The sequence below is a fragment of the Frederiksenia canicola genome (assembly GCF_011455495.1).
GTDB lineage: Bacteria > Pseudomonadota > Gammaproteobacteria > Enterobacterales > Pasteurellaceae > Frederiksenia > Frederiksenia canicola.
Genome location: NZ_CP015029.1, coordinates 1,365,214 through 1,384,878, shown reverse-complemented (window position 1 = coordinate 1,384,878; position 19,665 = coordinate 1,365,214). Strand labels below are relative to the sequence as shown.

General features: G+C 43.0%; 19 protein-coding genes. 6 read left to right on the top strand and 13 right to left on the bottom strand.

Features of this window, described 5'->3' with window-relative positions; translation table 11 throughout:
• Positions 1–22: 22 nt before the first annotated feature.
• The 7 genes from rseP to yhbY all read right to left on the bottom strand — a co-directional run bounded on the left by rseP (position 23) and on the right by yhbY (position 5,923).
• A complete protein-coding gene (gene rseP, locus A4G17_RS06790; RefSeq protein ID WP_123956323.1) occupies positions 23–1,342 on the bottom strand; it encodes an RIP metalloprotease RseP in 1,320 nt (439 codons plus the stop codon).
• Between the two features lie 9 nt (positions 1,343–1,351).
• Entirely contained in the window at positions 1,352–2,221 is an 870-nt protein-coding gene (locus tag A4G17_RS06785) for a phosphatidate cytidylyltransferase (protein WP_123956324.1), read from the bottom strand.
• 17 nt (positions 2,222–2,238) lie between these two features.
• Entirely contained in the window at positions 2,239–2,952 is a 714-nt protein-coding gene (gene uppS, locus A4G17_RS06780; RefSeq protein ID WP_207948542.1) for a polyprenyl diphosphate synthase, read from the bottom strand.
• Positions 2,953–3,040: 88 nt separating this feature from the next.
• Positions 3,041–3,748 (bottom strand): hydroxyacylglutathione hydrolase, encoded by a 708-nt coding sequence (gloB, locus tag A4G17_RS06775; RefSeq protein WP_123956326.1) that lies wholly within the window; start codon positions 3,746–3,748, stop codon positions 3,041–3,043.
• A 73-nt stretch (positions 3,749–3,821) separates the two neighbouring features.
• Positions 3,822–4,739: an N-acetylglucosamine kinase gene (gene nagK / locus A4G17_RS06770; protein ID WP_123956327.1), complete on the bottom strand. Its 918-nt coding sequence runs from the start codon at positions 4,737–4,739 to the stop codon at positions 3,822–3,824.
• Complete coding sequence (locus A4G17_RS06765; protein WP_123956328.1) at positions 4,736–5,464, bottom strand: phosphatase PAP2 family protein; 729 nt, start codon at positions 5,462–5,464, stop codon at positions 4,736–4,738. The genes nagK and A4G17_RS06765 overlap by 4 nt, the downstream gene beginning before the upstream one ends.
• Before the next feature lie 144 nt (positions 5,465–5,608).
• A complete protein-coding gene (yhbY, locus tag A4G17_RS06760) occupies positions 5,609–5,923 on the bottom strand; it encodes a ribosome assembly RNA-binding protein YhbY (RefSeq protein WP_123956329.1) in 315 nt (104 codons plus the stop codon).
• A gap of 124 nt (positions 5,924–6,047) precedes the next feature.
• Between yhbY and A4G17_RS06755 the strand changes: the two genes are divergently transcribed.
• Positions 6,048–6,806, top strand: a complete 759-nt coding sequence (locus tag A4G17_RS06755; RefSeq protein WP_123956330.1) for a glycosyltransferase family 2 protein — start codon at positions 6,048–6,050, stop codon at positions 6,804–6,806.
• A gap of 83 nt (positions 6,807–6,889) precedes the next feature.
• Here A4G17_RS06755 and A4G17_RS06750 read toward each other — a convergent pair whose 3' ends face one another.
• On the bottom strand, positions 6,890–7,915 hold the full coding sequence (locus tag A4G17_RS06750) for a glycosyltransferase family 9 protein (protein ID WP_123956331.1): 1,026 nt from the start codon (positions 7,913–7,915) through the stop codon (positions 6,890–6,892).
• Between the two features lie 155 nt (positions 7,916–8,070).
• On the opposite strand from A4G17_RS06750, the gene argG reads away from it, so the two are divergent.
• Positions 8,071–9,402: an argininosuccinate synthase gene (gene argG / locus A4G17_RS06745; RefSeq protein ID WP_123956332.1), complete on the top strand. Its 1,332-nt coding sequence runs from the start codon at positions 8,071–8,073 to the stop codon at positions 9,400–9,402.
• Between the two features lie 79 nt (positions 9,403–9,481).
• On the opposite strand, the gene A4G17_RS06740 is transcribed toward argG, so the two are convergent.
• Both A4G17_RS06740 and radA read right to left on the bottom strand, forming a co-directional pair.
• The gene (locus A4G17_RS06740) at positions 9,482–10,861 is read right to left on the bottom strand and encodes an L-serine ammonia-lyase (protein WP_123956333.1); all 1,380 of its coding nucleotides are present in this window, start codon (positions 10,859–10,861) and stop codon (positions 9,482–9,484) included.
• Between the two features lie 21 nt (positions 10,862–10,882).
• Entirely contained in the window at positions 10,883–12,262 is a 1,380-nt protein-coding gene (gene radA / locus A4G17_RS06735) for a DNA repair protein RadA (protein ID WP_123956334.1), read from the bottom strand.
• A 185-nt stretch (positions 12,263–12,447) separates the two neighbouring features.
• On the opposite strand from radA, the gene A4G17_RS06730 reads away from it, so the two are divergent.
• From A4G17_RS06730 to A4G17_RS10300, 4 genes are all read left to right on the top strand, one after another.
• Entirely contained in the window at positions 12,448–12,900 is a 453-nt protein-coding gene (locus tag A4G17_RS06730; RefSeq protein WP_123956335.1) for a pilin, read from the top strand.
• Positions 12,901–12,983: 83 nt separating this feature from the next.
• Positions 12,984–14,378, top strand: a complete 1,395-nt coding sequence (locus A4G17_RS06725) for a GspE/PulE family protein (protein ID WP_123956336.1) — start codon at positions 12,984–12,986, stop codon at positions 14,376–14,378.
• Positions 14,375–15,562, top strand: a complete 1,188-nt coding sequence (locus tag A4G17_RS06720) for a type II secretion system F family protein (RefSeq protein ID WP_123956337.1) — start codon at positions 14,375–14,377, stop codon at positions 15,560–15,562. Before A4G17_RS06725 ends, A4G17_RS06720 begins: the two co-directional genes overlap by 4 nt.
• A gap of 254 nt (positions 15,563–15,816) precedes the next feature.
• On the top strand, positions 15,817–16,227 hold the full coding sequence (locus A4G17_RS10300; protein WP_236940993.1) for a prepilin peptidase: 411 nt from the start codon (positions 15,817–15,819) through the stop codon (positions 16,225–16,227).
• On the opposite strand, the gene purF is transcribed toward A4G17_RS10300, so the two are convergent.
• The 3 genes from purF to A4G17_RS06700 form a co-directional block, all read right to left on the bottom strand.
• On the bottom strand, positions 16,224–17,741 hold the full coding sequence (gene purF, locus A4G17_RS06710; RefSeq protein WP_123956339.1) for an amidophosphoribosyltransferase: 1,518 nt from the start codon (positions 17,739–17,741) through the stop codon (positions 16,224–16,226). The genes A4G17_RS10300 and purF overlap by 4 nt on opposite strands.
• Positions 17,742–17,749: 8 nt before the next feature.
• Positions 17,750–18,253 (bottom strand): CvpA family protein, encoded by a 504-nt coding sequence (locus A4G17_RS06705; RefSeq protein WP_123956340.1) that lies wholly within the window; start codon positions 18,251–18,253, stop codon positions 17,750–17,752.
• A 216-nt stretch (positions 18,254–18,469) separates the two neighbouring features.
• Positions 18,470–19,606 carry an N-acetylneuraminate epimerase gene (locus A4G17_RS06700; RefSeq protein WP_123956341.1) on the bottom strand — a complete coding sequence of 379 codons (1,137 nt, stop codon included), beginning with the start codon at positions 19,604–19,606 and terminating at the stop codon, positions 18,470–18,472.
• Positions 19,607–19,665: the final 59 nt, after the last annotated feature.

Here is a 19,665-nt window from a genome sequence, read left to right as displayed (position 1 = left end):
AATCTAACCGCTTGTCGTCAGATTAAAAGTGGACTAAATCATTAAACAGCACAAATGCCATTAAGCTCAATACAAATACAAACCCTAATTGCTGAAAGCGGAACTGTATTTTTTCTGCCAATGGTTTACCACGCAAGGCTTCGCCACTCAGCAACAGCAACTGACCACCATCTAATGGTAAAATGGGGAATAAATTCATCACGCCGAGATTCACGCTAATTAATGCCATAAAACTCAGATAATAAACCCAGCCTATTTCAACGGTTATTCCAGCACTTTTAGCAATAGAAATCGGACCGCCCATATTAGTCAATGAAATATCGCCAGTAATTAATTTACCAATAAACTGCAAAATATTAACAATGAGCGAACCGACTTTTTCTACACTTTTCTGAAAAGCCGTTAGCATATCATACTTTAATTCGGTTCGATACTTATCAGCCAAGGGCTTATAAGTTGGCTCAATACCAATAAAATAACGATTTTCCTTCAACGATTTTTCAGGTTGAATTTGATATTCGCTTTGCTGACCAAGACGCTCAACAACCAAATGTAGAGGCTTGCCTGTTTGCACTTGCTTAATTAGAAAAGCCCAATCGTAAGGCTGCTGGTTTATAGAAACAATGATATCGCCGGCTTTTAACCCCTGCTTTTCTGCTGGCGATTGTTCGACTATGCGTTTGATAATTGGTTCAACAACACCACTTTTTGCACTAAGCCCGAGAGTCGTTAAAGGATTCTCACGACGGCCTTGAATATCCCAATTACTTAAATCCAGAGTGTAGGTTCGTGGAGAATCTTCATCAATCAATGCTCCTGATACTTCAACATGTTTAACGCCGACTTTGCCAATAAGTGCTAAGGTTACCTCTTCCCAGTCTTGAACAACCGCACCATCGACTTGTTTGAACTGAAACTCAGGCACAATCCCAGCATCTGCCGCAATAGTTTGTGGAATGACGGCACCCACAACAGGTTTTAGTGTGGGCACACCAGTCGCAAAAACAACCCAATACGCAGCAATCGCAAACAAGAAGTTCGCTGCGGGCCCCGCAAATATAATAAACGCACGCTGTAATACACTTTTATGTTTCACTGATTGGCTTTCAGGCAATCCATATTCCGGCTCGCCATTATACATATGTACATAACCACCTAGTGGAATCAATGAAAATGCAAATTCTGTGCCCTGCTTATCCGTTTTTTTCCAGAGTACTTTGCCAAAGCCAATAGAAAAACGTAATACTTTCACACCACATTTACGTGCAGCCCAGAAATGTCCATACTCATGGACAAAGACTAACACGCAGATGAGTACAAAAAAGGCTAAAATTGATGTCATATTATCGCCTTACAACAAAAAGAAAAAACCAATTGCAAATACGGGGACGGCTGCGGTTAAGCTGTCGATACGGTCTAAAATACCACCGTGACCTGGAATTAAATTGCTACTGTCTTTAATTCCCGCTTGGCGTTTGAACATGCTTTCGCTCAAATCACCTAACGCAGAAATCACTACAGTAACCATGGATAACACAATAAACGGCACAGTTGCTAATTCCCGTCCAAACACATTGCTCGGTGCAACATTGAGAAAAATAGCGGCAATAACGGCTGAAGTCAGCACTCCGCCAATCGCCCCCTCCCACGATTTCCCAGGGGAAACTTTCGGCGCTAATTTATGTTTACCGATAGCACGGCCCACAAAATACGCGCCTGAATCTGCCCCCCAAACGAGCAAGAAAACGTAAAGCAATAAATAGGTGCCTTGGAATTGATCTAAATTGTAGTTGTAGAAACGTAAAGCCAGGGTGCCGATGAAAAACGGAATTAAGGTACAGAAGCCAAAAATAAATTTTGCTGCAATGGATTTATTCCACCAAGTCGCTGAATTGGGATAAGAGGTCACTAAAACGATGGCAACGATCCACCAAATACCGCCAAGGAGCAGCAATGGTGTGGTTTCATCTGTTAAAAAACGAGCCGCTTGAATATAGTTAGTGCTTGCCATAATGGGAAAGAGTAAAAGGCCGAAAGTCGCAAAGCCAACAATTGCTCGTGCCACAGGACGTTTAATGCCAACAAATTGTGCCCACTCCCACATTCCTAATACAATGATGCCTGCTAATGCCAAGGTAAATGGTAATGGTGGTAACCCAAAAAGTGCGGCTAATGCTACTGCAATCATCACAATCGCAGATAAAACTCGTTGTTTAAGCATTTGAATTTCCTTCTATTTTAACAACCACCAAAACGGCGATCACGTTGTTGATAAGCCTCAATCGCTTGAGCAAAATGCTGTTCGTCAAAGTCAGGCCACAGCACAGGGCTGAAAAAAAGTTCTGCATAGGCAATTTGCCAGAGTAAGAAATTGCTGATCCGCTGTTCACCACTAGTACGAATTAACAAATCTACTTGGGGTTGGTCACCTGTTACTAATGCCTGCTGAAAACGTTCAGGCGTAATATCTGCTATGCTAATTTGCTCATTTTTTACTTGTTCTGCAAGCACTTGAGCAGCGGTTATAATATCCCAATAGCCACCATAATTAGCGGCGATATTAAGCGTCAGTCCCGTGTTATTGGCGGTTAAAGCTTCGGACTCGGCAATACGTTGCTGCAAGCGGTTACTAAATGCGGATTTATTACCAATGATTTTCAGCCGAATATTATTTTTATGCAGTTTTTTCACTTCGGAATCAAGCGCTTTCATAAATAAGTTCATCAACGCCGAGACTTCAGCTTCAGGGCGATTCCAGTTTTCACTGCTAAACGCATATAACGTCAGCACTTTGATCTGATGTTTTGCGGCAAAATTTACCGCTGCACGCACCGCTTTCACCCCATTCTGATGGCCAAAAATACGGAGTTTACCTTGCTGTTTCGCCCAACGACCGTTGCCATCCATAATAATCGCAACGTGTTGCGGCATGTTATTCCGATCAAAATTCACAGGACTCTCTTACTCAATGCATAATGCAAAATGGCGTAACTATACCATAAAAAAGCAGGGCAAATAATCATTTGCCCTGAGATGCCCGTTAAAAATTATCCTTTTGCTGCCGAAGTGCAATAAATTCGTCCAAACTGACCGCTTGTAAGAAGGGGTTGATCTGCTTTTCGATACCTATTGTGGTTGGTAGTGTTGGGCGATGTTGTGCACGCAAAATATCCGCCCGCTCTTGATATTCCAGCAATATGCAGCTTGGTGGCATCACCGCTTCGGCAAATTTGAGATTACTTTGGGTATATTCGTGAGCAGGATAAACTAGCACAAAATCGGGCAGTTGTTTGAAGCGTTGTAATGCGGCAAATTGCGCTGAATAATCGCCAGTAAACACCCGGCCACAACCGCCAGAAAAGAGCGAATCGCCGCAGAAAAGATACTCACGATCTACCAAATAACTGATGTGCCCTGCGGTATGTCCCGCACTTTCGATCACCTCAAACGACAAGCCCAATAACCCAAACTGCTGTTCAGGCTGTAAGATTTGATTAGCAAATTGGGCCGTTTCTTGCGGACCGATGACGACTAAATCAGGATAGCGTTCCAGCAACCCCGCCACACCATCGGTGTGGTCGTTGTGATTATGGGTGAGCAAGCAAGCGGTCAGTTCCAACGAATGTTTTGCAAAAAAATCTAATACCGGATGGGCTTGGGCGGGATCAAATACAATCGCTTGCTGATCTTTTTGCAACACCCAAATATAGTTATCTGAAAGGGCGGGAATGGGAGTAATGGTGATCATTTTATCTTCTCGTTTGTAGATAAAAGCTTGTTACGAGCGGACACAATAGACCCGCTCCTACGAACTGACTTGTTTATTTTAAGAACAATGCCGCAGCACCACGCACACCGCCAGAGTCGCCGTGGATCGCTTTTTTGATCGCAGGCACTTTGGCATTTTGCATTAAGTGAGCAGGTAACGCTTTTGGCAAGGCGTCATAGATGTGATCGAAATTGGATAACCCTCCCCCTAAGACGATCATATCTGGGTCTAAAACGGTGATCAAATTGCCGATACTGATCGCCATCAGTTCGATAAACATTTCCACGAATTTCACGGTTTTCGGCTCGCCTTCATAGAAACGGCGGATAATCGTTTTGGCATCAATCACTTCGCCGACTAAATCTCGATAGAGCATTTCAAAGCCACGTCCTGAGAGATAGGTATCCAAACAGGCTTTATTGCCGCAACCGCATTCATAAATTGGGGCGTTGTCCCAACCAAGTAGTTTCAATGCGTGATAGTTGAGCTGAATGTGCCCGACTTCGCCCGCCATACCGATTTTGCCTGAATGCACTTTACCGTCAAACACCAAGCCACCGCCGAAGCCCGTGCCTAAAATTAAACCAAGCACTGTTGGGTATTGCTGATTACTGTCGTCCCACGCTTCTGATAACGCAAAGCAGTTAGCATCGTTTTCAGCTCGAACTTCACGCTCTAAACGTTCGCTCAAATCTTGTACGATATTTTTGCCATCTGCGACACGGATATTGCTGATTTTTGCCAAGCCCGTTTCACGATTAACAAAGCCCGGTAAGCCTAAGCCAACACTGCCTTGCGTACCGAATTTTTGGTCTGCGTGGCGAACCAAAGTTTCTACCGCTGAGAGCCAATCTTCATAACTCGTTTGTGGGGTTGGCACTCGTTCGCTGTACAATTTTTCTAACTTGTCGTTAAATGCGGCAAGTTCGATTTTTGTGCCGCCGATGTCTAAGCCGTAATAGTAGGTCATTGTTGCCCTCTCTGTTTAAATAATTTCCAAGTTTCTAAATAAGGAACCGCCCAGCCAAACACGATGAGATGGCCCCCCCACGCAATCAACGTGCTGACGAAAAGGTCAATAGGATAATGCATTCCTAAACGCAAACGGCTGATCAACATCAAACCCGCCCAACAAATTGCAAAAAATTGGGCGAAAACCACCGCTTGTCCACGCAAGCCCATCAAAAATCCGCCGAACACTAATAGCCAAGAGACTGCAAAAATCGTATGTCCAGAGGGAAATGAGTAGCCTAATTCATCGGCTTGGTGAGAGACAATCGGGGCAGTTTCTGCCGTTGCCACCTTAATCACCTGTTGGAACTGTTCCGCTTTTGGCAAAGCATAAAATTGTGCGGTTTGCCCTTGGAACATTTCAGTCACGAACGGGCGTGGCTCTTTAAACACCGCTTTCGCCCCTTCTTTGATAATTTGTGTACCAACCACCGAGCTAGCACAAATAAACCCAACTAACAGCCATGAATAGCGTTTACGGGTTAACCACATTATCCACAACATAAACAGCACGCAAGTGATTAACGAATACGGGGTTGAGCCAGTTTCGGTTAAAAAGAGTAGCCAGAAATCGAAATCAAATGGCTGGTAATCCATCGCCAGTGTCCATTTCCAGCCCATTGCCCAAGTCACCAGCGGCACGAGCAGCATGAGAAAAGTAAAAAGAGAGAGTTTTTTTATCATATTGAGTAGGTAGAGGTTTGGCTCTCACCGATTTCCGTCATCAAGGTTTGTTAAATAGGAATTTCTCCCACTAATTCACCTTATTTTAAAAGTTAAAATGAAGATATAAAAATGGTGGGGCAAGCCCCACCCTATAACTAGCGATTAAATGGCCTTTGTCGCCTTTGGCAAGCTGATTTTTTTCTCTTCACTTTGGCGGAAAAGGACTAAAACGTGTCCAATAGTTTGCACTTCCACGGCTTTAGTTTCACGCACAATTGCATCAATAATCAGCTGCTTGGTATCACGATCCGCCCCTGCGATTTTCACTTTGATCAATTCGTGGTGATCAAGTGCGTGATCAATTTCCGCAAGCACGCCTTCAGTTAAGCCGTTGCCGCCAAGCATCACCACAGGGCTTAAATGGTGAGCTAAGCTTTTCAAATATTGTTTTTGTTTGGTTGTTAATGTAATCGACATTGATTTTGCCTTGAATAAAAAATAGAAATAAAAACGGCGGTGAAAATAGCACAAATAGCCCGATTTTTAAAGCGATTTGATTGTGCTAGAATGCCCACAATGTTTTCAGCCAAAGGAAAAGCCTATGCCAACTCTCAGCGTTGCGATGATTGTAAAAAACGAAGCTCAGGATCTTGCTCAATGTTTAGACAGCGTCAAAGATTGGGTCGATGAAATTGTGATTTTAGATAGCGGTAGTGAAGATCAAACGAAAGAGATCGCCCTAAGCTACGGGGCAAAGTGGTATGAAAATCGCAATTGGCAAGGCTTTGGCAAACAACGACAAATCGCCCAACAATATGTAACCAGCGATTATGTGTTATGGTTGGATGCCGATGAACGTGTGACGCCTGAATTAAAAACCTCGATTTTACAAGCGGTCAAAAATGACGAACAACATACCGTGTATAAAATCGCTCGACTCAGCAACATTTTCGGGCGGGAAATTCGCCATTCAGGTTGGTATCCTGATTATGTGGTGCGGCTCTATCGCACTCATTTTGCGGCTTATGGCGATGAATTAGTACACGAAAAAGTGCATTTTCCCCAAAACGCTAACATCATCAAATTACAAGGCGATCTGTTGCATTACACCTACAAAAATATTCATCATTACCTTGTGAAATCTGCAGGCTATGCCAAAGCATGGGCAATCCAACGAGAGCGGGCGGGCAAAAAAGCCACGATTTTTCAAGGCATTACCCATGCATTATCGGCATTCATTAAAATGTATATTTTGAAAGCGGGTTTTTTAGATGGCAAACAGGGCTTGCTTCTTGCCATTCTCTCCGCCCATTCCACCTTTGTGAAATATGCGGACTTATGGGATCGCACTCGCAACTAGTAGATAGCACAAGCGGTCAGTTTCAGGCAAAAATTTGCAAAATTTTTCTAGGAACTGACCGCTTGTCGCCTACCCTAGTCACTCTACTTCCACACGCTCCGCACAAACGGAATCACATCCAGCAGCGCTTTTTCAATCGAAATCAGAGTCAAATTCTTTTCAGTCGCTTTGCCTTCTGGGGCTGCGAACGCAAGATGTTTATCCGCATCGTTAATCGGCTGCCAGCGGCGTGGAATAGCAGATAATCGGCTTGGATAGAAACCGATCGTCGCCACATTCAACGCACCGCAAATATGCAATGGCCCTGTTGAGCCCGCAATGAACAGATCTGCACAAGCAAGGGAACGAGTGAAATCTTGCAAGCCCTCGTTTTTATCGTAAATGGCAGCGGGCTGGTTGAGCATGGTGGATAACGTATTTGCCCGTTCGCTTTCATTCGCCCCCGCAGTCAGCACCACTTCGCATTCAAATTCGGTTTGAATGCCGTTCATCAGCTGAGCATATTGCTCAAGGGATAAATTCGTAGCCGACCCGCCTGTACTACTATGCACAAACAGCCATTTTTTATGTGGATTGATCCCAAGCTGCTCGCTCAATTTCTGCTTTTGAGCTTGGCGTTCGTTGGCTGGAATAGTGAGATAAGGCGTATTCGGTTCAATAATCGGCACATTATGATCGCGTAAAAACTGGCGAGCGAGATCCATATTGTATTGAAATTCTGCCTGTTCTGAACGGGAACGACGTTGGGTTAAACGGTGGTTATACAAAAATTGAAAGAGCTTGGTCGCAGGGGCGAGACGATAGCTAATACCGCTTTGCCACGCCAGCTTCGCATTATACCAGTCAGATACAAAGCTGATCATCGCAAAAAATCCTGCGGATCTGACCGCTTGTAACACCCGCTGATTTTCGGCTTTATCATTACGATCACGGCTATCGATAATAATCTCATCAATATAAGGACAAAGCTCAGCAAGAGGAGCAGTATAAGGCGGCACAAGGGCGACAATTTGCGTGTTAGGCAAGGATTTTTTCAACATCGCAAAGGCGGGCCAAGCCACCATAAAATCGCCAATTTTATCATTTCGAATTACGAGAAGTTTTTGCATATTTCCGCCTTTTTACACTTAAAAGTGGCTTATTTTAATCGCTTATGTTGCAATTCTCTAGCCATTTAGACGTATTTTCAGTTAGAATACGTTCCCCGAAACGCAACCGTTTCCGCAACTCTTTTCTTAAACCCTACAAATATTCAGGAATTCAGATGTCAGCAACTATTTTAGAAACTCTCCCACTCGGACAAAAAGTCGGTATTGCCTTTTCAGGCGGTTTAGATACCAGTGCCGCACTACTTTGGATGCGTCAAAAAGGTGCCGTACCTTATGCTTATACCGCTAATTTAGGTCAGCCTGATGAAGACGATTACAATGCGATCCCGAAAAAAGCGATGGAGTACGGTGCAGAAAACGCCCGATTGATCGATTGCCGCACGCAGCTTGCTCATGAAGGAATTGCCGCAATTCAATGCGGTGCTTTCCATATTTCTACGGGGGGGATGCCGTATTTCAACACCACTCCACTTGGCCGTGCAGTAACAGGCACGATGCTTGTCGCAGCAATGAAAGAAGACGATGTAAACATTTGGGGCGATGGTTCCACTTTCAAAGGCAACGATATTGAGCGTTTCTATCGCTACGGCTTGCTGACCAATCCAAAACTCAAAATCTACAAACCTTGGTTAGACCAAACCTTTATTGATGAACTGGGTGGACGTTTTGAGATGTCCGAATTTTTAATCGCCAACGGCTTTAACTACAAAATGTCAGTCGAAAAAGCCTACTCGACCGATTCGAATATGCTCGGTGCAACTCACGAAGCGAAAGATTTAGAATTATTAAGTACTGGCATCAAAATTGTGAAGCCAATCATGGGCGTAGCATTCTGGGACGAAAGCATTGAAATCAAACCTGAAACCGTTTCAGTGACTTTTGAAGAAGGCGTACCCGTAGCATTAAACGGCAAGCGTTTAGAAGATCCTGTTGAATTGATTTTAGAAGCAAACCGCATTGGTGGTCGCCATGGTTTAGGTATGACTGACCAAATCGAAAATCGCATCATTGAAGCGAAAAGCCGTGGTATTTACGAAGCTCCAGGAATGGCGTTACTTCATATCGCTTACGAGCGTTTGCTAACTGGTATTCACAACGAGGACACCATTGAACAATATCGCATCAACGGCTTGCGTTTAGGTCGCTTGCTCTACCAGGGTCGCTGGTTCGATCCACAAGCGTTAATGTTGCGTGAAACCGCACAACGTTGGGTGGCAAAAGCAATAACAGGTACCGTAACCCTTGAACTTCGCCGCGGTAACGATTTCTCCATTCTCAACACCGAGTCACCGAACCTCACCTACGAACCAGAGCGTTTGAGTATGGAAAAAGTGGAAGATGCCCCATTCACCCCTGCAGACCGTATCGGTCAGCTCACGATGCGTAATCTCGACATCGTCGATACCCGTGCTAAGCTCGGTATTTACACCGACACGGGTTTGTTATCAGTGAAAAACAATGTCATTCCCCAATTGGATACCAAATAATTGGTAGATAACCAATAATTACGTTGAAAGAGAAAAAGCTCGTTTTGATAACATCATCGAAACGAGCTTTTTAACTGGCCTAATCACATGGCACAATTTTAATTGCTAGCCCACCCGTGGCAGTTTCTCGGTATTTGGCATTCATATCTCGCCCTGTTTCGTACATCGTTTCGATCACTTTATCAAGAGTAACGCGTGGCTGGGACGTTAAACGCAGTGCCATTCGGCAGGCGTTAATGGCTTTAACTGCAGCAATCGCATTACGTTCAATACACGGAACTTGCACCTGCCCACCAACGGGATCACAAGTTAAGCCAAGATTGTGTTCCATTGCGATTTCTGCTGCAATGCAGACTTGATTGGGTGAACCGCCCATAATTTCTGCCAAACCTGCCGCAGCCATTGAACAAGCAACTCCAACCTCACCTTGACAGCCAACTTCCGCACCCGAAATAGAAGCGTTCATTTTATACAGAGAGCCAATCACACCAGCCGCTAAAAAATAGCGTTCAATAGTTTCTTGGGTGAGCACGCCCACAAACTGACGATAATACGCCAGCACCGCAGGCACAATACCACAGGCTCCATTAGTAGGAGCAGTGACTACCCGCCCTCCTGCCGCATTTTCTTCACTCACCGCTAGGGCATACAGATTTATCCAATCAATAATTTGCATAGGATCGTTATTTAATTTATCCGTTGCTTCAAGTGCTCTACGTAAACTAGCCGCACGACGAACCACCTTAAGTGGCCCGGGCAGCAACCCTTCCGTATGCAAACCACGCTGAATACATTGATCCATCGTCTGCCAAATTTTCGCCAGATAGTCGCTGATTGCCAGTTTAGCACGCAACGCCAGCTCATTTTTCCACACTAAACTTGCCAGCGGTAAGCCCTGCTCTTTGCAATGTTTCAGTAGATCGGCGGCATTTTTATACGGAAATGGGACACTGATTTGGTTCTGTTTATCACTATCGACATTTTCATCGGAAACAATAAAACCGCCGCCAATCGAATAATAAGTCTTTTCAAACAATAAGTTATCGCTATTAAAGGCCTTAAACTTCAGCCCATTTTCGTGACGTGGCAAGAAATCGTAGTGAAACGGCATATCCGCGAAAAAATCAAAAGGAATGAGTTTACTGTGTTCTGGCTGGGCTTCACAAAGCACTAATTGCTGCTCACTTTTCACCCTTGCGATCACACCTTCAATACCTTCAATATCGACATCATCTGGCAAATAGCCCATCATCCCCATCACAATTGCAATATCGGTGCTATGCCCCCTCCCTGTGAGTGCGAGTGAGCCGTAAACATCTACTTGCAAGCGGTCAGTTCTGGCTAACATTTTGCCAATGAGTAACTCATCAATAAACGCTTTCGCCGCTTTCATCGGCCCAACGGTATGGGAACTGGACGGACCAATACCTATTTTAAACATATCAAAAACGCTAATCATAAAATCCACTCAAGAAATCCGCTATAAATTCCCTACAATATCCAAGGCATCACTCAGTTTTTTTACAGTAAACACGTCCATTCCCTTAATTGCTTTTTTCGGGGCGTTACCTGCAGGGACGATGGCACGTTTAAAGCCATGTTTAGCGGCTTCAGCAATTCGTTCTTGACCGCTTGGCACAGGGCGGATTTCGCCCCCTAACCCGACTTCACCGAAAATTACCAGATCTTGTGGCAACGGGCGGTTACGGAAGCTGGAAATCAACGCCAACAGCAAAGCTAAATCAGCACTAGTTTCAGTCACTTTCACCCCCCCCACGACATTAACAAACACATCTTGATCAGACATCTGCAAGCCGCCGTGGCGATGCAACACTGCAAGCAGTAACGACAAACGGTTCTGCTCCAAGCCTACGGCAACTCGGCGAGGGTTGGCAAGCATTGAATGATCGACCAATGCTTGAATTTCCACCAGTAACGGACGTGTGCCTTCCCACAGCACCATCACCGAACTACCCGAAGTCTGCTCCTCACTACGGCTTAGAAAAATCGCAGACGGATTTTTCACTTCTCGTAAGCCTTGCTCCGTCATGGCAAACACCCCCAATTCATTGACCGCACCGAAACGGTTTTTGTGGCTCCGCAAGGTACGAAAACGGGAATCGGCTTCACCCTCTAATAATAACGAGGCATCGATGGCATGTTCTAGCACTTTTGGACCGGCCAAAGTGCCATCTTTGGTAACATGCCCGACCATAATAATCGCTACTTGGCGAGTTTTGGCATAACGGGTCAAAAATGAGGCACATTCACGCACTTGAGCCACACTTCCTGGTGAGGATTGAATGTCGGCAAGGTGCATCACTTGGATTGAGTCAATCACAATCAACTTTGGCTTTTCTTGATCGGCAAGATTGCAAATATGTTCTACCGAGGTTTCCGACAGCATTTTGAGATGTTCCGTGGGCAAGCCTAATCGGTTTGCTCTCATCGCCACCTGCTGCAGCGATTCCTCCCCCGTTACATATAAGGTCGGAAGATGAACCGAAAGCCCGCACATCACTTGCAGTAATAAGGTACTTTTGCCCGCACCTGGGTGCCCGCCAATCAAAATCGCACTACCAGGTACAATCCCACCACCAAGAACACGATCCAACTCATTAAAGCCACTGGAAAACCGCGGCACGTCTTGTAAGTCGATTTCCGATAATGTCTGGATTTTGCCCGAGGTTGCTCCCGCATAGCCACTAAAACGATCGCCTTTGCTCTCTTGTTTTGCGGAAACCAAACGTACTTCGCTAATGGTATTCCACGCTAAACACGAACGGCATTGTCCCAGCCATTTTGAATATTCCTCGCCACAATCGCTACATACATAAGCTGTTTTCGGTGCCTTTGCCATTTTCTTTTCCTAATTTGACCTTTGAAACGCTGACATATTAGCAAAAAACACTGTGTAAACAAACAGGGTAGATTTTCTATTTTTGCGACACAGATCGAGAAAATCATTTTTGCTAGTCGATTTTCTTTTCATAAATTGCAAACTAATTAGGCGTAAATAATACGTCACGTTAAAAGGAACTTTTTATGGCTAAACTTCACCAACCGCTCAAACGAGCATTCACATTAATTGAATTGATGATTGTGATTGCAATCATCGCCATTCTTGCCACCATTGCTATTCCTTCTTACACAAGTTATACGCAAAAAGCGGCAATGTCTGAACTACTTCGAGCCTCATCTTCCTATAAATCCGATGTTGAAATCTGTATCTATAATTTAGGAAAAACAGCAGGATGTTCGGCGGGAACTCACGGCATTCAAGCAGAAAAAACCGAGGTGGCCAATGCCAAATACTTGAAATCTATCGCTGTCAGCGATGGCACGATCACCGTAGCTGGCAAAGGCACATTGGAAAATATCAGTTATAAACTGATTCCCACTTTCGCTAATAACAATGTGACTTGGGCTGGCAGCTGTACAGGCGATAGCAGTCTATTTCCAGCAGGATTCTGCTCAAGTGCTTCGCCAAGACAATAATGAGATGGGCATTTTTGCCCGTCTTCAGTTGCAAAATATACGAAGAATCTGACCGCTTGTATCCCAGCTAATAAGGAAAATGGATGAATACTTATTCTGCTTGTGAGCTCAATACCCAACGCATTTTTGAGATTTCTGAACCATTATGGCAGCGAAACTGCCGAGAAAAACAAATACTACAACGTTATCTCGCCGTTCCGCTCCAAGAGAATAACGAAAAATTATGGCTGGCGATTGATGATGAGAAAAATCTCAACGCCTGCGAAATTTTCGCATTTTTGCTGAATAAAGCGATTGAGCCTGTTATCGTGTCAAAAGAAGAGCTGAATTATCTACTCAATGCGTTATCGCCCGAACAACAGCCACTTTACGACACGGGCGAATTGCTCTATTACCAGCAACCGCAAGAGCAAATCGACCATAATGATCCGATTATCCAGATTTTAGATTCACTATTTAAATTCTGCTTGGCAAAAAATGCTTCTGATATTCATATTGAGCCATATCCCAATAAGTTATTGATTCGCTTACGAATTGATGGCGTTTTGCATATTTACCAGAACCTATCGCACAATTTCAGCAGCCGTATTCTTTCTCGGCTGAAGCTGCTGGCAAAACTAGATATTAGCGAAACTCGCCTTCCACAAGATGGACAATTTAGTTTCACCACTGCCTTGTCTGAAACCTTAGATTTTCGGGTTTCAACTTTGCCGACTAATCACGGTGAAAAAATCGTCTTGCGACTGCAGAAAAACAAACCTACGCACTTTGATTTCACCGCTCTCGGTTTTACCGAACCGCAAAAAGCCACCTTGCTCACCGCGTTAAAACAACCACAGGGGCTAATTTTAGTGACCGGTCCAACCGGTAGTGGCAAAAGTATTACGCTGTATAGTGCATTGAGTTACCTAAACCAAAGCGATAAACATATTTTGACAGCGGAAGACCCGATCGAAATTGAGATCAACGGCTTAATTCAAACCCAAGTCAATCGTGGGATCAACCTTGATTTCAGCCAACTGTTGCGGACGTTTTTACGCCAAGATCCCGACATCATTATGTTGGGCGAAATTCGTGATGAAGAAAGTGCCCAAATGGCATTGCGTGCCGCACAAACGGGGCATTTAGTGCTTTCTACCTTACATACCAATGATGCCCCTTCTGCGATTGAACGCCTAATGCAGCTCGGTATTCACGAATATGAAATCCGCAATGCATTGCTGCTCGTTATCGCTCAACGTCTTGTCCGAAAATGCTGCTCCAAATGTGCGGGCAAAGGTTGTGACAATTGTTATCAAGGCTACCAAGGACGAATTGGGGTTTATCAACTGCTCAGCCGAACTGCAAAAGTTTTCGACAAACAAACCGCTTGTTTAGACTACCCAACCCTTTTCACCGCCGCAAAACAAAAAGTACACGAAGGTGTAACGGATATGAAAGAAGTAGAAAGGGTAATTGGCGAAGAGGAAAAAGTATGATTGCAGAATTTCACTGGAAAGGTGTAAACCGTTTTGGGCAGAAACAGAAAGGCAAATGCTTAGCGGAAAGTCGAGCTCAGCTGGAGAAACAGCTGATCCACAAAGGCTATTCTCAACTCAAAATCAGCCGCAATTTTGTATTTAGATCCGCCCCAAAACAGGAAGAGATTACCCAAACACTAAACCAAATCGCACTGTTGCTCAGTGCGGCGATTCCATTAAAAAATGCGTTAGCAATGGTGCTGCAAAATTGCCAAAATATTCCGCTTTATCAATGGATTAATCAACTTATTCAACAGTTAGAAAGTGGTTTTGCTCTCTCATCTGCGTTAGAAAAATTAGGTAAATTTCTGCCCTCTCAAGAAATTCAGCTAATAAAAATGGGGGAAACAAGCGGTCAGTTAGCGACTATGTTTTGCAAAATTGTGGAGGCTCGTACTAAATCAGAAAAGTTACATAAAAAAATGAAGAAAATTCTATTTTACCCTGTGATTGTGTTATGTATTTCGTTGGCACTTTCACTTGGTTTATTGATTTTCATCGTTCCGCAATTTGCCGAACTGTATGATAGCAAAGGAAAATCATTACCTTTTATTACCGAAATCCTTTTTCTACTCTCTGAGTTTTTAACGGAAAACATTCAAACTATTTCAATGTTCAGTTTAATCATGAGTATTTTCAGCATCTGGTTAAATAAAAAGATACCCTTTCTTACTCGATTAAAATTAGCCATCTTAAGTCACCTTCCCATATTTAATCAAACTATTACCCACTCCCGCATTATTTTCTTCTGCCAACATAGTGCATTAATGTTGCAAGCCCATATCCGTTTAGATCGAATTTTACATTCTTTTATTCAGACGAAAAGTGATCCAGTTTTATCAAGTGAATCAGAGTTGGTTTTAAAATTATTGCAGCAAGGTTATCGCTTAAATGATGGATTAAATCCAACCATTTTTGGCAATGAAGTGATTCAAATGATTGCAATCGGTGAACAAAGCGGTAATTTATCTGAAATGCTTAACCATATTAGTGAACTTTATCAGCAACGGTTAGATTACCAAATTGATATGCTTTCACAATTACTTGAACCGCTATTGATGATATTGATGGGAATTATTATTGGCACGATTTTAATTGGACTTTATTTACCCATTTTTGATATGGGGAGTATTGTGGAATGATATTATTTGGCATTTCATTACTTTGTGCGATATGGTTTCACTTAGAAATCAAACAGTTCCCACACAAAATAAATCAACAAATTTATCAAGATATGCAAAGTTTGATACCGCTAAATTTTTCATTGCAACAATGTTTAGCGCATTCCAAATTACAACCGAAAAATAATAGACTATCTTGGCTATTTTTTATTTTATATCCGTTTATCTTAATATTATTTACCTCCCATTCTTTACCCATTATCTTAATGCTATTTATGTTGATTTATTTATCATTGTTAGATTATGAATACTATTTAACGGACAGTCGTTATGTTGCCTATATCTTATTATTATCTTTAGCTAATTTACTCTTTTTTGAAAGCCACTTCTTATACGAGAAAATCTGTAGCCTGTTTTTCACCTTTTTATTCTTTTCAATATTTATCCCATTGACAACATGGTGCTATAAGAAAGAAGTCTTTGGTTTAGGTGATGCGATTTTATTTATTGCTATCAGTCCACTCTTTCAATTAGACCAAATGCTCTGGCTATTACTCTGCTCTTGCTTACTCGGTATTCTATTTTATTTATGTTACTGGCTCATAAAAAAAGAAAAACTGATAAAGTTACCTTTTATTCCCTTTATCAGCTTTTCTACCATTGCGTTATTGTGGATTAACTACTAGCCTTCATTATGAATTTCTAAATTAGTGGCTTGTTTGGCTTGTTGTGCTTTGGCTTTGTCGTTACGGGTAGCTGCAATCGCATCGAGATAGCATTTATCAATATCACCCGTAATATATTCGCCAGTAAAGACAGAAGCATCGAAATTATGGATTGCAGGGTTTTCAAGCTGTACGGATTTGAATAGGTCTTGCAAATCTTGGAAAATGAGACGATCAACGCCGATCATTTCCGCAACTTGTTCAACGGTACGGTCATAAGCGACAAGCTCTTGGCACGTTGGCATATCAATGCCATAGACATTCGGATAGCGAATTTCGGGTGCAGCCGATGCAAAATAGACCTTATTTGCCCCCGCTTGTCGTGCCATTTCAACAATCTGTTCTGAGGTTGTACCTCGCACGATTGAATCATCCACTAACAACACATTTTTGCCTTTAAATTCGCTGGCGATTGGGTTGAGTTTGCGGCGAACAGACGATTTCCGCTGAGCCTGCCCAGGCATAATAAAGGTACGTGCCACATAGCGATTTTTCACATAACCTTGGCGATATGGTTTGCCAAGCACGTTGGCAATTTGCAAAGCAATGTCAGTAGATGTTTCAGGAATTGGGATCACCACATCAATATCGTCCAACACATCTTGCCATTCTCGGGCGATTTTCTCTCCCAATAGACGTCCCATATGCACACGAGCAGCATAAACGGACACGCCATCAATGACGGAGTCTGGACGAGCAAAATAAACGTATTCAAAAATACACGGGTTCAATTTCGGATCATCGGCACAAATTGCAGAGTGAAACTCCCCATCAAAAGTGATGTAGATGGCCTCACCTGGTTTGACATCTCGTACATAGTCAAAGCCCACAATATCTAATGCAATGGTTTCTGAAGCAAACATATATTCGGTTTTACCATTTTCTTCTCGTTTTCCAAGTACAAGCGGACGAATACCAAAGGGATCACGAAATGCAACCATACCGTAACCAATAATCATCGCTAAGCAGGCATAAGCCCCGCGAATTACACTGTTGGTTTTGCGAACCGTTTCAAAAATATTGTCTGGTGTAAGTGGCTCGGTGTCGTATTGATCAAGATAGTATGCGAAGATGTTAAGGAGAGATTCGGAATCAGAGTTGGTATTCACATGGCGTTTTGCCATGGTAAATAATAACTTCTTCAGCTCGGTATTATTGGTTAAATTACCGTTGTGAACCAAGGTTAACCCGTAAGGTGAATTCACATAAAACGGTTGAGCCTCGGAAACACTGGAACTACCCGCCGTTGGATAACGAACATGTCCAATGCCGACATTACCTTGTAGTCGCAACATATGTTCTTGACGAAATACATCACTAACTAAACCGTTTGCCTTGCGTAAACGGAAACGATTTTCTGCATCAATGGTGACAATCCCCGCCGCATCTTGCCCACGATGCTGCAACAGCGTCAGCCCATCATAAATCGCTTGATTAACGGGCGATTGCCCGATAATCCCAACAATACCGCACATAACTACCTCTAATTAGTTGATTTTAAAAATGTTGAATTTGCTTGTAGTTGTTCAAAAAACCATTTGACGATGAAATCAAAATGGGGAATTAATTTAGATTCTTTCCAAAGTTCACTTTGGCTAAATGCAGTGAAGGTGTCGAGAAAAAATAAAATAGCGGCAACAATAAACACGCCTCGTAGAATCCCAAAACCAGCACCTAAAACGCGATCTGTGCCAGAGAGCCCTGTTTTATCGACCAATTTAGCCAATAATGCGTTGATAATTCCGCTGATGATTAACACAGCGATAAATAAAATTCCTGCGGCAATACCATTACGCAGATATTCCGAATTATTCAAATAGACAGAATCAAACTGCAATAGGAGTTGTGCCATTGGCTGATAAAATTTGCTTGCTACAAAAAAGGCGATTACCCAGCCAGCTAATGACAACACCTCTCTGACAAAACCTCGCCATAAACTCACTAGTAATGAAAAAACAATAATCCCGATAATAATAAAATCAATCATAAAACCTCAAAAAGTAGGCAAAACAGAACGGCGTATTTTACAAAAAAAGAAAACGTTTGCGTAGCCCCTAAAGGGAAATCTTCTCTGTCTTTTACATTACAAGCGGTCAGATCACGCACAAGTTTTGCAATTGCAAAAAATTGCCAGAAACTGACCGCTTGTTACGGAAAATAAAAATGCTGAGCATCACACTCAGCATTTTCCGTTTAGTTACAATTACTCAACTTTTAAGCTTTTACCATCGAAACTCATGGTTTTCACTTCAGTTAACGCTTTACCGCCATCAGTTTCACCACCAACCATTAACACTTTATTGTCGTATGGAAGAGCCACACCGTATGCGATGTTGATTGGGTATTCGCCAACCACTTTCCAAGTACCTTTTTTCTCATCTAAAGAATAAACGGCATTGTGGAAAGTTTTCTTCAAGCCACCTGTGCGGTGTGCATCATTGATACCTTTCGCATAGTTCGCACGTGCACCAGGGAAGTTAGCACCACCCGTTACGATATAACCACCTTTGGTGTAACCGCCCATACCGCCAGCTAAACCTTCTTGTTCTGTGTAACCTTTTGGTGCTGGAAGTTTGCCTAATTGCTTCCAAGTGACGCCATTTTTACCCAGTGTACCTAACTCTGTAGTGTCTGTACGAAGACCTGCTTTAATCTCGCCGTTTACCACTAATAATTTATCGCCTTTCACTGCGACAGCAGCACCTGCACGACCTGAATATGGGAAATAACCTTCGTTACGCCATGTGTTTGTTGCAGGCTCATAGCTTAAGATGTCTGAGTTGAAGAAGAAGTCTTGGTGACGAAGGTTGAAGTATGGGTCTAAGTACATACCTTGTTTTTCTTTCTCAACACCTTCTAAATCTTGGAATAAACCATTCCAGATCTCGTGGTTAACACCACCTACGAAGTAGATTTTGCCATCTTTTGCGATTGCACTTGCACCCACTGAAGCAGAACGTGGTGAACGCGTTTTCACTTTGGTCCAAGTGTTATCTGCTGGGTTATAAACGTGAACATCATTGATGATTTGGTTTGCTGCAACATCCGTTTTTTGCATACCACCAAACACGTATAACTTACCATCAACGACCGCAGAAACTGGTTGGTTACGTGCACCGCCAGGGAAAGCTGGTAATTCTTTCCATTGACCATCTTTTTCTTTTAAGTTCAGTGCAAAGAATTTATCGCCGCCTGAACCTAATCCCACATAGACAGTGTCACCAATCAATGCCCCTGTACCACTTTTAATACCAACTGGAAGATCTGGATATTGCCCCGCTTGTGCGGCAAATGCAGTTGTTGCGATTGCTGTGAATAATGCAAGTTTTGCTAATTTCATTTTATTACCTCATTTTAGGTTAAGTCTAATGAATACCTATTCAGATACAACATTGAATG

What these genes read in the sequence shown, in the direction of transcription:
- rseP (WP_123956323.1), bottom strand. Translation starts at nt 1,342, where the DNA reads ATGACATCAATTTTAGCCTTTTTTGTACTCATCTGCGTGTTAGTCTTT.
- A4G17_RS06785 (WP_123956324.1), bottom strand. Translation starts at nt 2,221, where the DNA reads ATGCTTAAACAACGAGTTTTATCTGCGATTGTGATGATTGCAGTAGCA.
- gloB (WP_123956326.1), bottom strand. Translation starts at nt 3,748, where the DNA reads ATGATCACCATTACTCCCATTCCCGCCCTTTCAGATAACTATATTTGG.
- nagK (WP_123956327.1), bottom strand. Translation starts at nt 4,739, where the DNA reads ATGACCTACTATTACGGCTTAGACATCGGCGGCACAAAAATCGAACTT.
- A4G17_RS06765 (WP_123956328.1), bottom strand. Translation starts at nt 5,464, where the DNA reads ATGATAAAAAAACTCTCTCTTTTTACTTTTCTCATGCTGCTCGTGCCG.
- yhbY (WP_123956329.1), bottom strand. Translation starts at nt 5,923, where the DNA reads ATGTCGATTACATTAACAACCAAACAAAAACAATATTTGAAAAGCTTA.
- A4G17_RS06755 (WP_123956330.1), top strand. Translation starts at nt 6,048, where the DNA reads ATGCCAACTCTCAGCGTTGCGATGATTGTAAAAAACGAAGCTCAGGAT.
- A4G17_RS06750 (WP_123956331.1), bottom strand. Translation starts at nt 7,915, where the DNA reads ATGCAAAAACTTCTCGTAATTCGAAATGATAAAATTGGCGATTTTATG.
- argG (WP_123956332.1), top strand. Translation starts at nt 8,071, where the DNA reads ATGTCAGCAACTATTTTAGAAACTCTCCCACTCGGACAAAAAGTCGGT.
- A4G17_RS06740 (WP_123956333.1), bottom strand. Translation starts at nt 10,861, where the DNA reads ATGATTAGCGTTTTTGATATGTTTAAAATAGGTATTGGTCCGTCCAGT.
- radA (WP_123956334.1), bottom strand. Translation starts at nt 12,262, where the DNA reads ATGGCAAAGGCACCGAAAACAGCTTATGTATGTAGCGATTGTGGCGAG.
- A4G17_RS06730 (WP_123956335.1), top strand. Translation starts at nt 12,448, where the DNA reads ATGGCTAAACTTCACCAACCGCTCAAACGAGCATTCACATTAATTGAA.
- A4G17_RS06725 (WP_123956336.1), top strand. Translation starts at nt 12,984, where the DNA reads ATGAATACTTATTCTGCTTGTGAGCTCAATACCCAACGCATTTTTGAG.
- A4G17_RS06720 (WP_123956337.1), top strand. Translation starts at nt 14,375, where the DNA reads ATGATTGCAGAATTTCACTGGAAAGGTGTAAACCGTTTTGGGCAGAAA.
- A4G17_RS10300 (WP_236940993.1), top strand. Translation starts at nt 15,817, where the DNA reads ATGTTGATTTATTTATCATTGTTAGATTATGAATACTATTTAACGGAC.
- purF (WP_123956339.1), bottom strand. Translation starts at nt 17,741, where the DNA reads ATGTGCGGTATTGTTGGGATTATCGGGCAATCGCCCGTTAATCAAGCG.
- A4G17_RS06705 (WP_123956340.1), bottom strand. Translation starts at nt 18,253, where the DNA reads ATGATTGATTTTATTATTATCGGGATTATTGTTTTTTCATTACTAGTG.
- A4G17_RS06700 (WP_123956341.1), bottom strand. Translation starts at nt 19,606, where the DNA reads ATGAAATTAGCAAAACTTGCATTATTCACAGCAATCGCAACAACTGCA.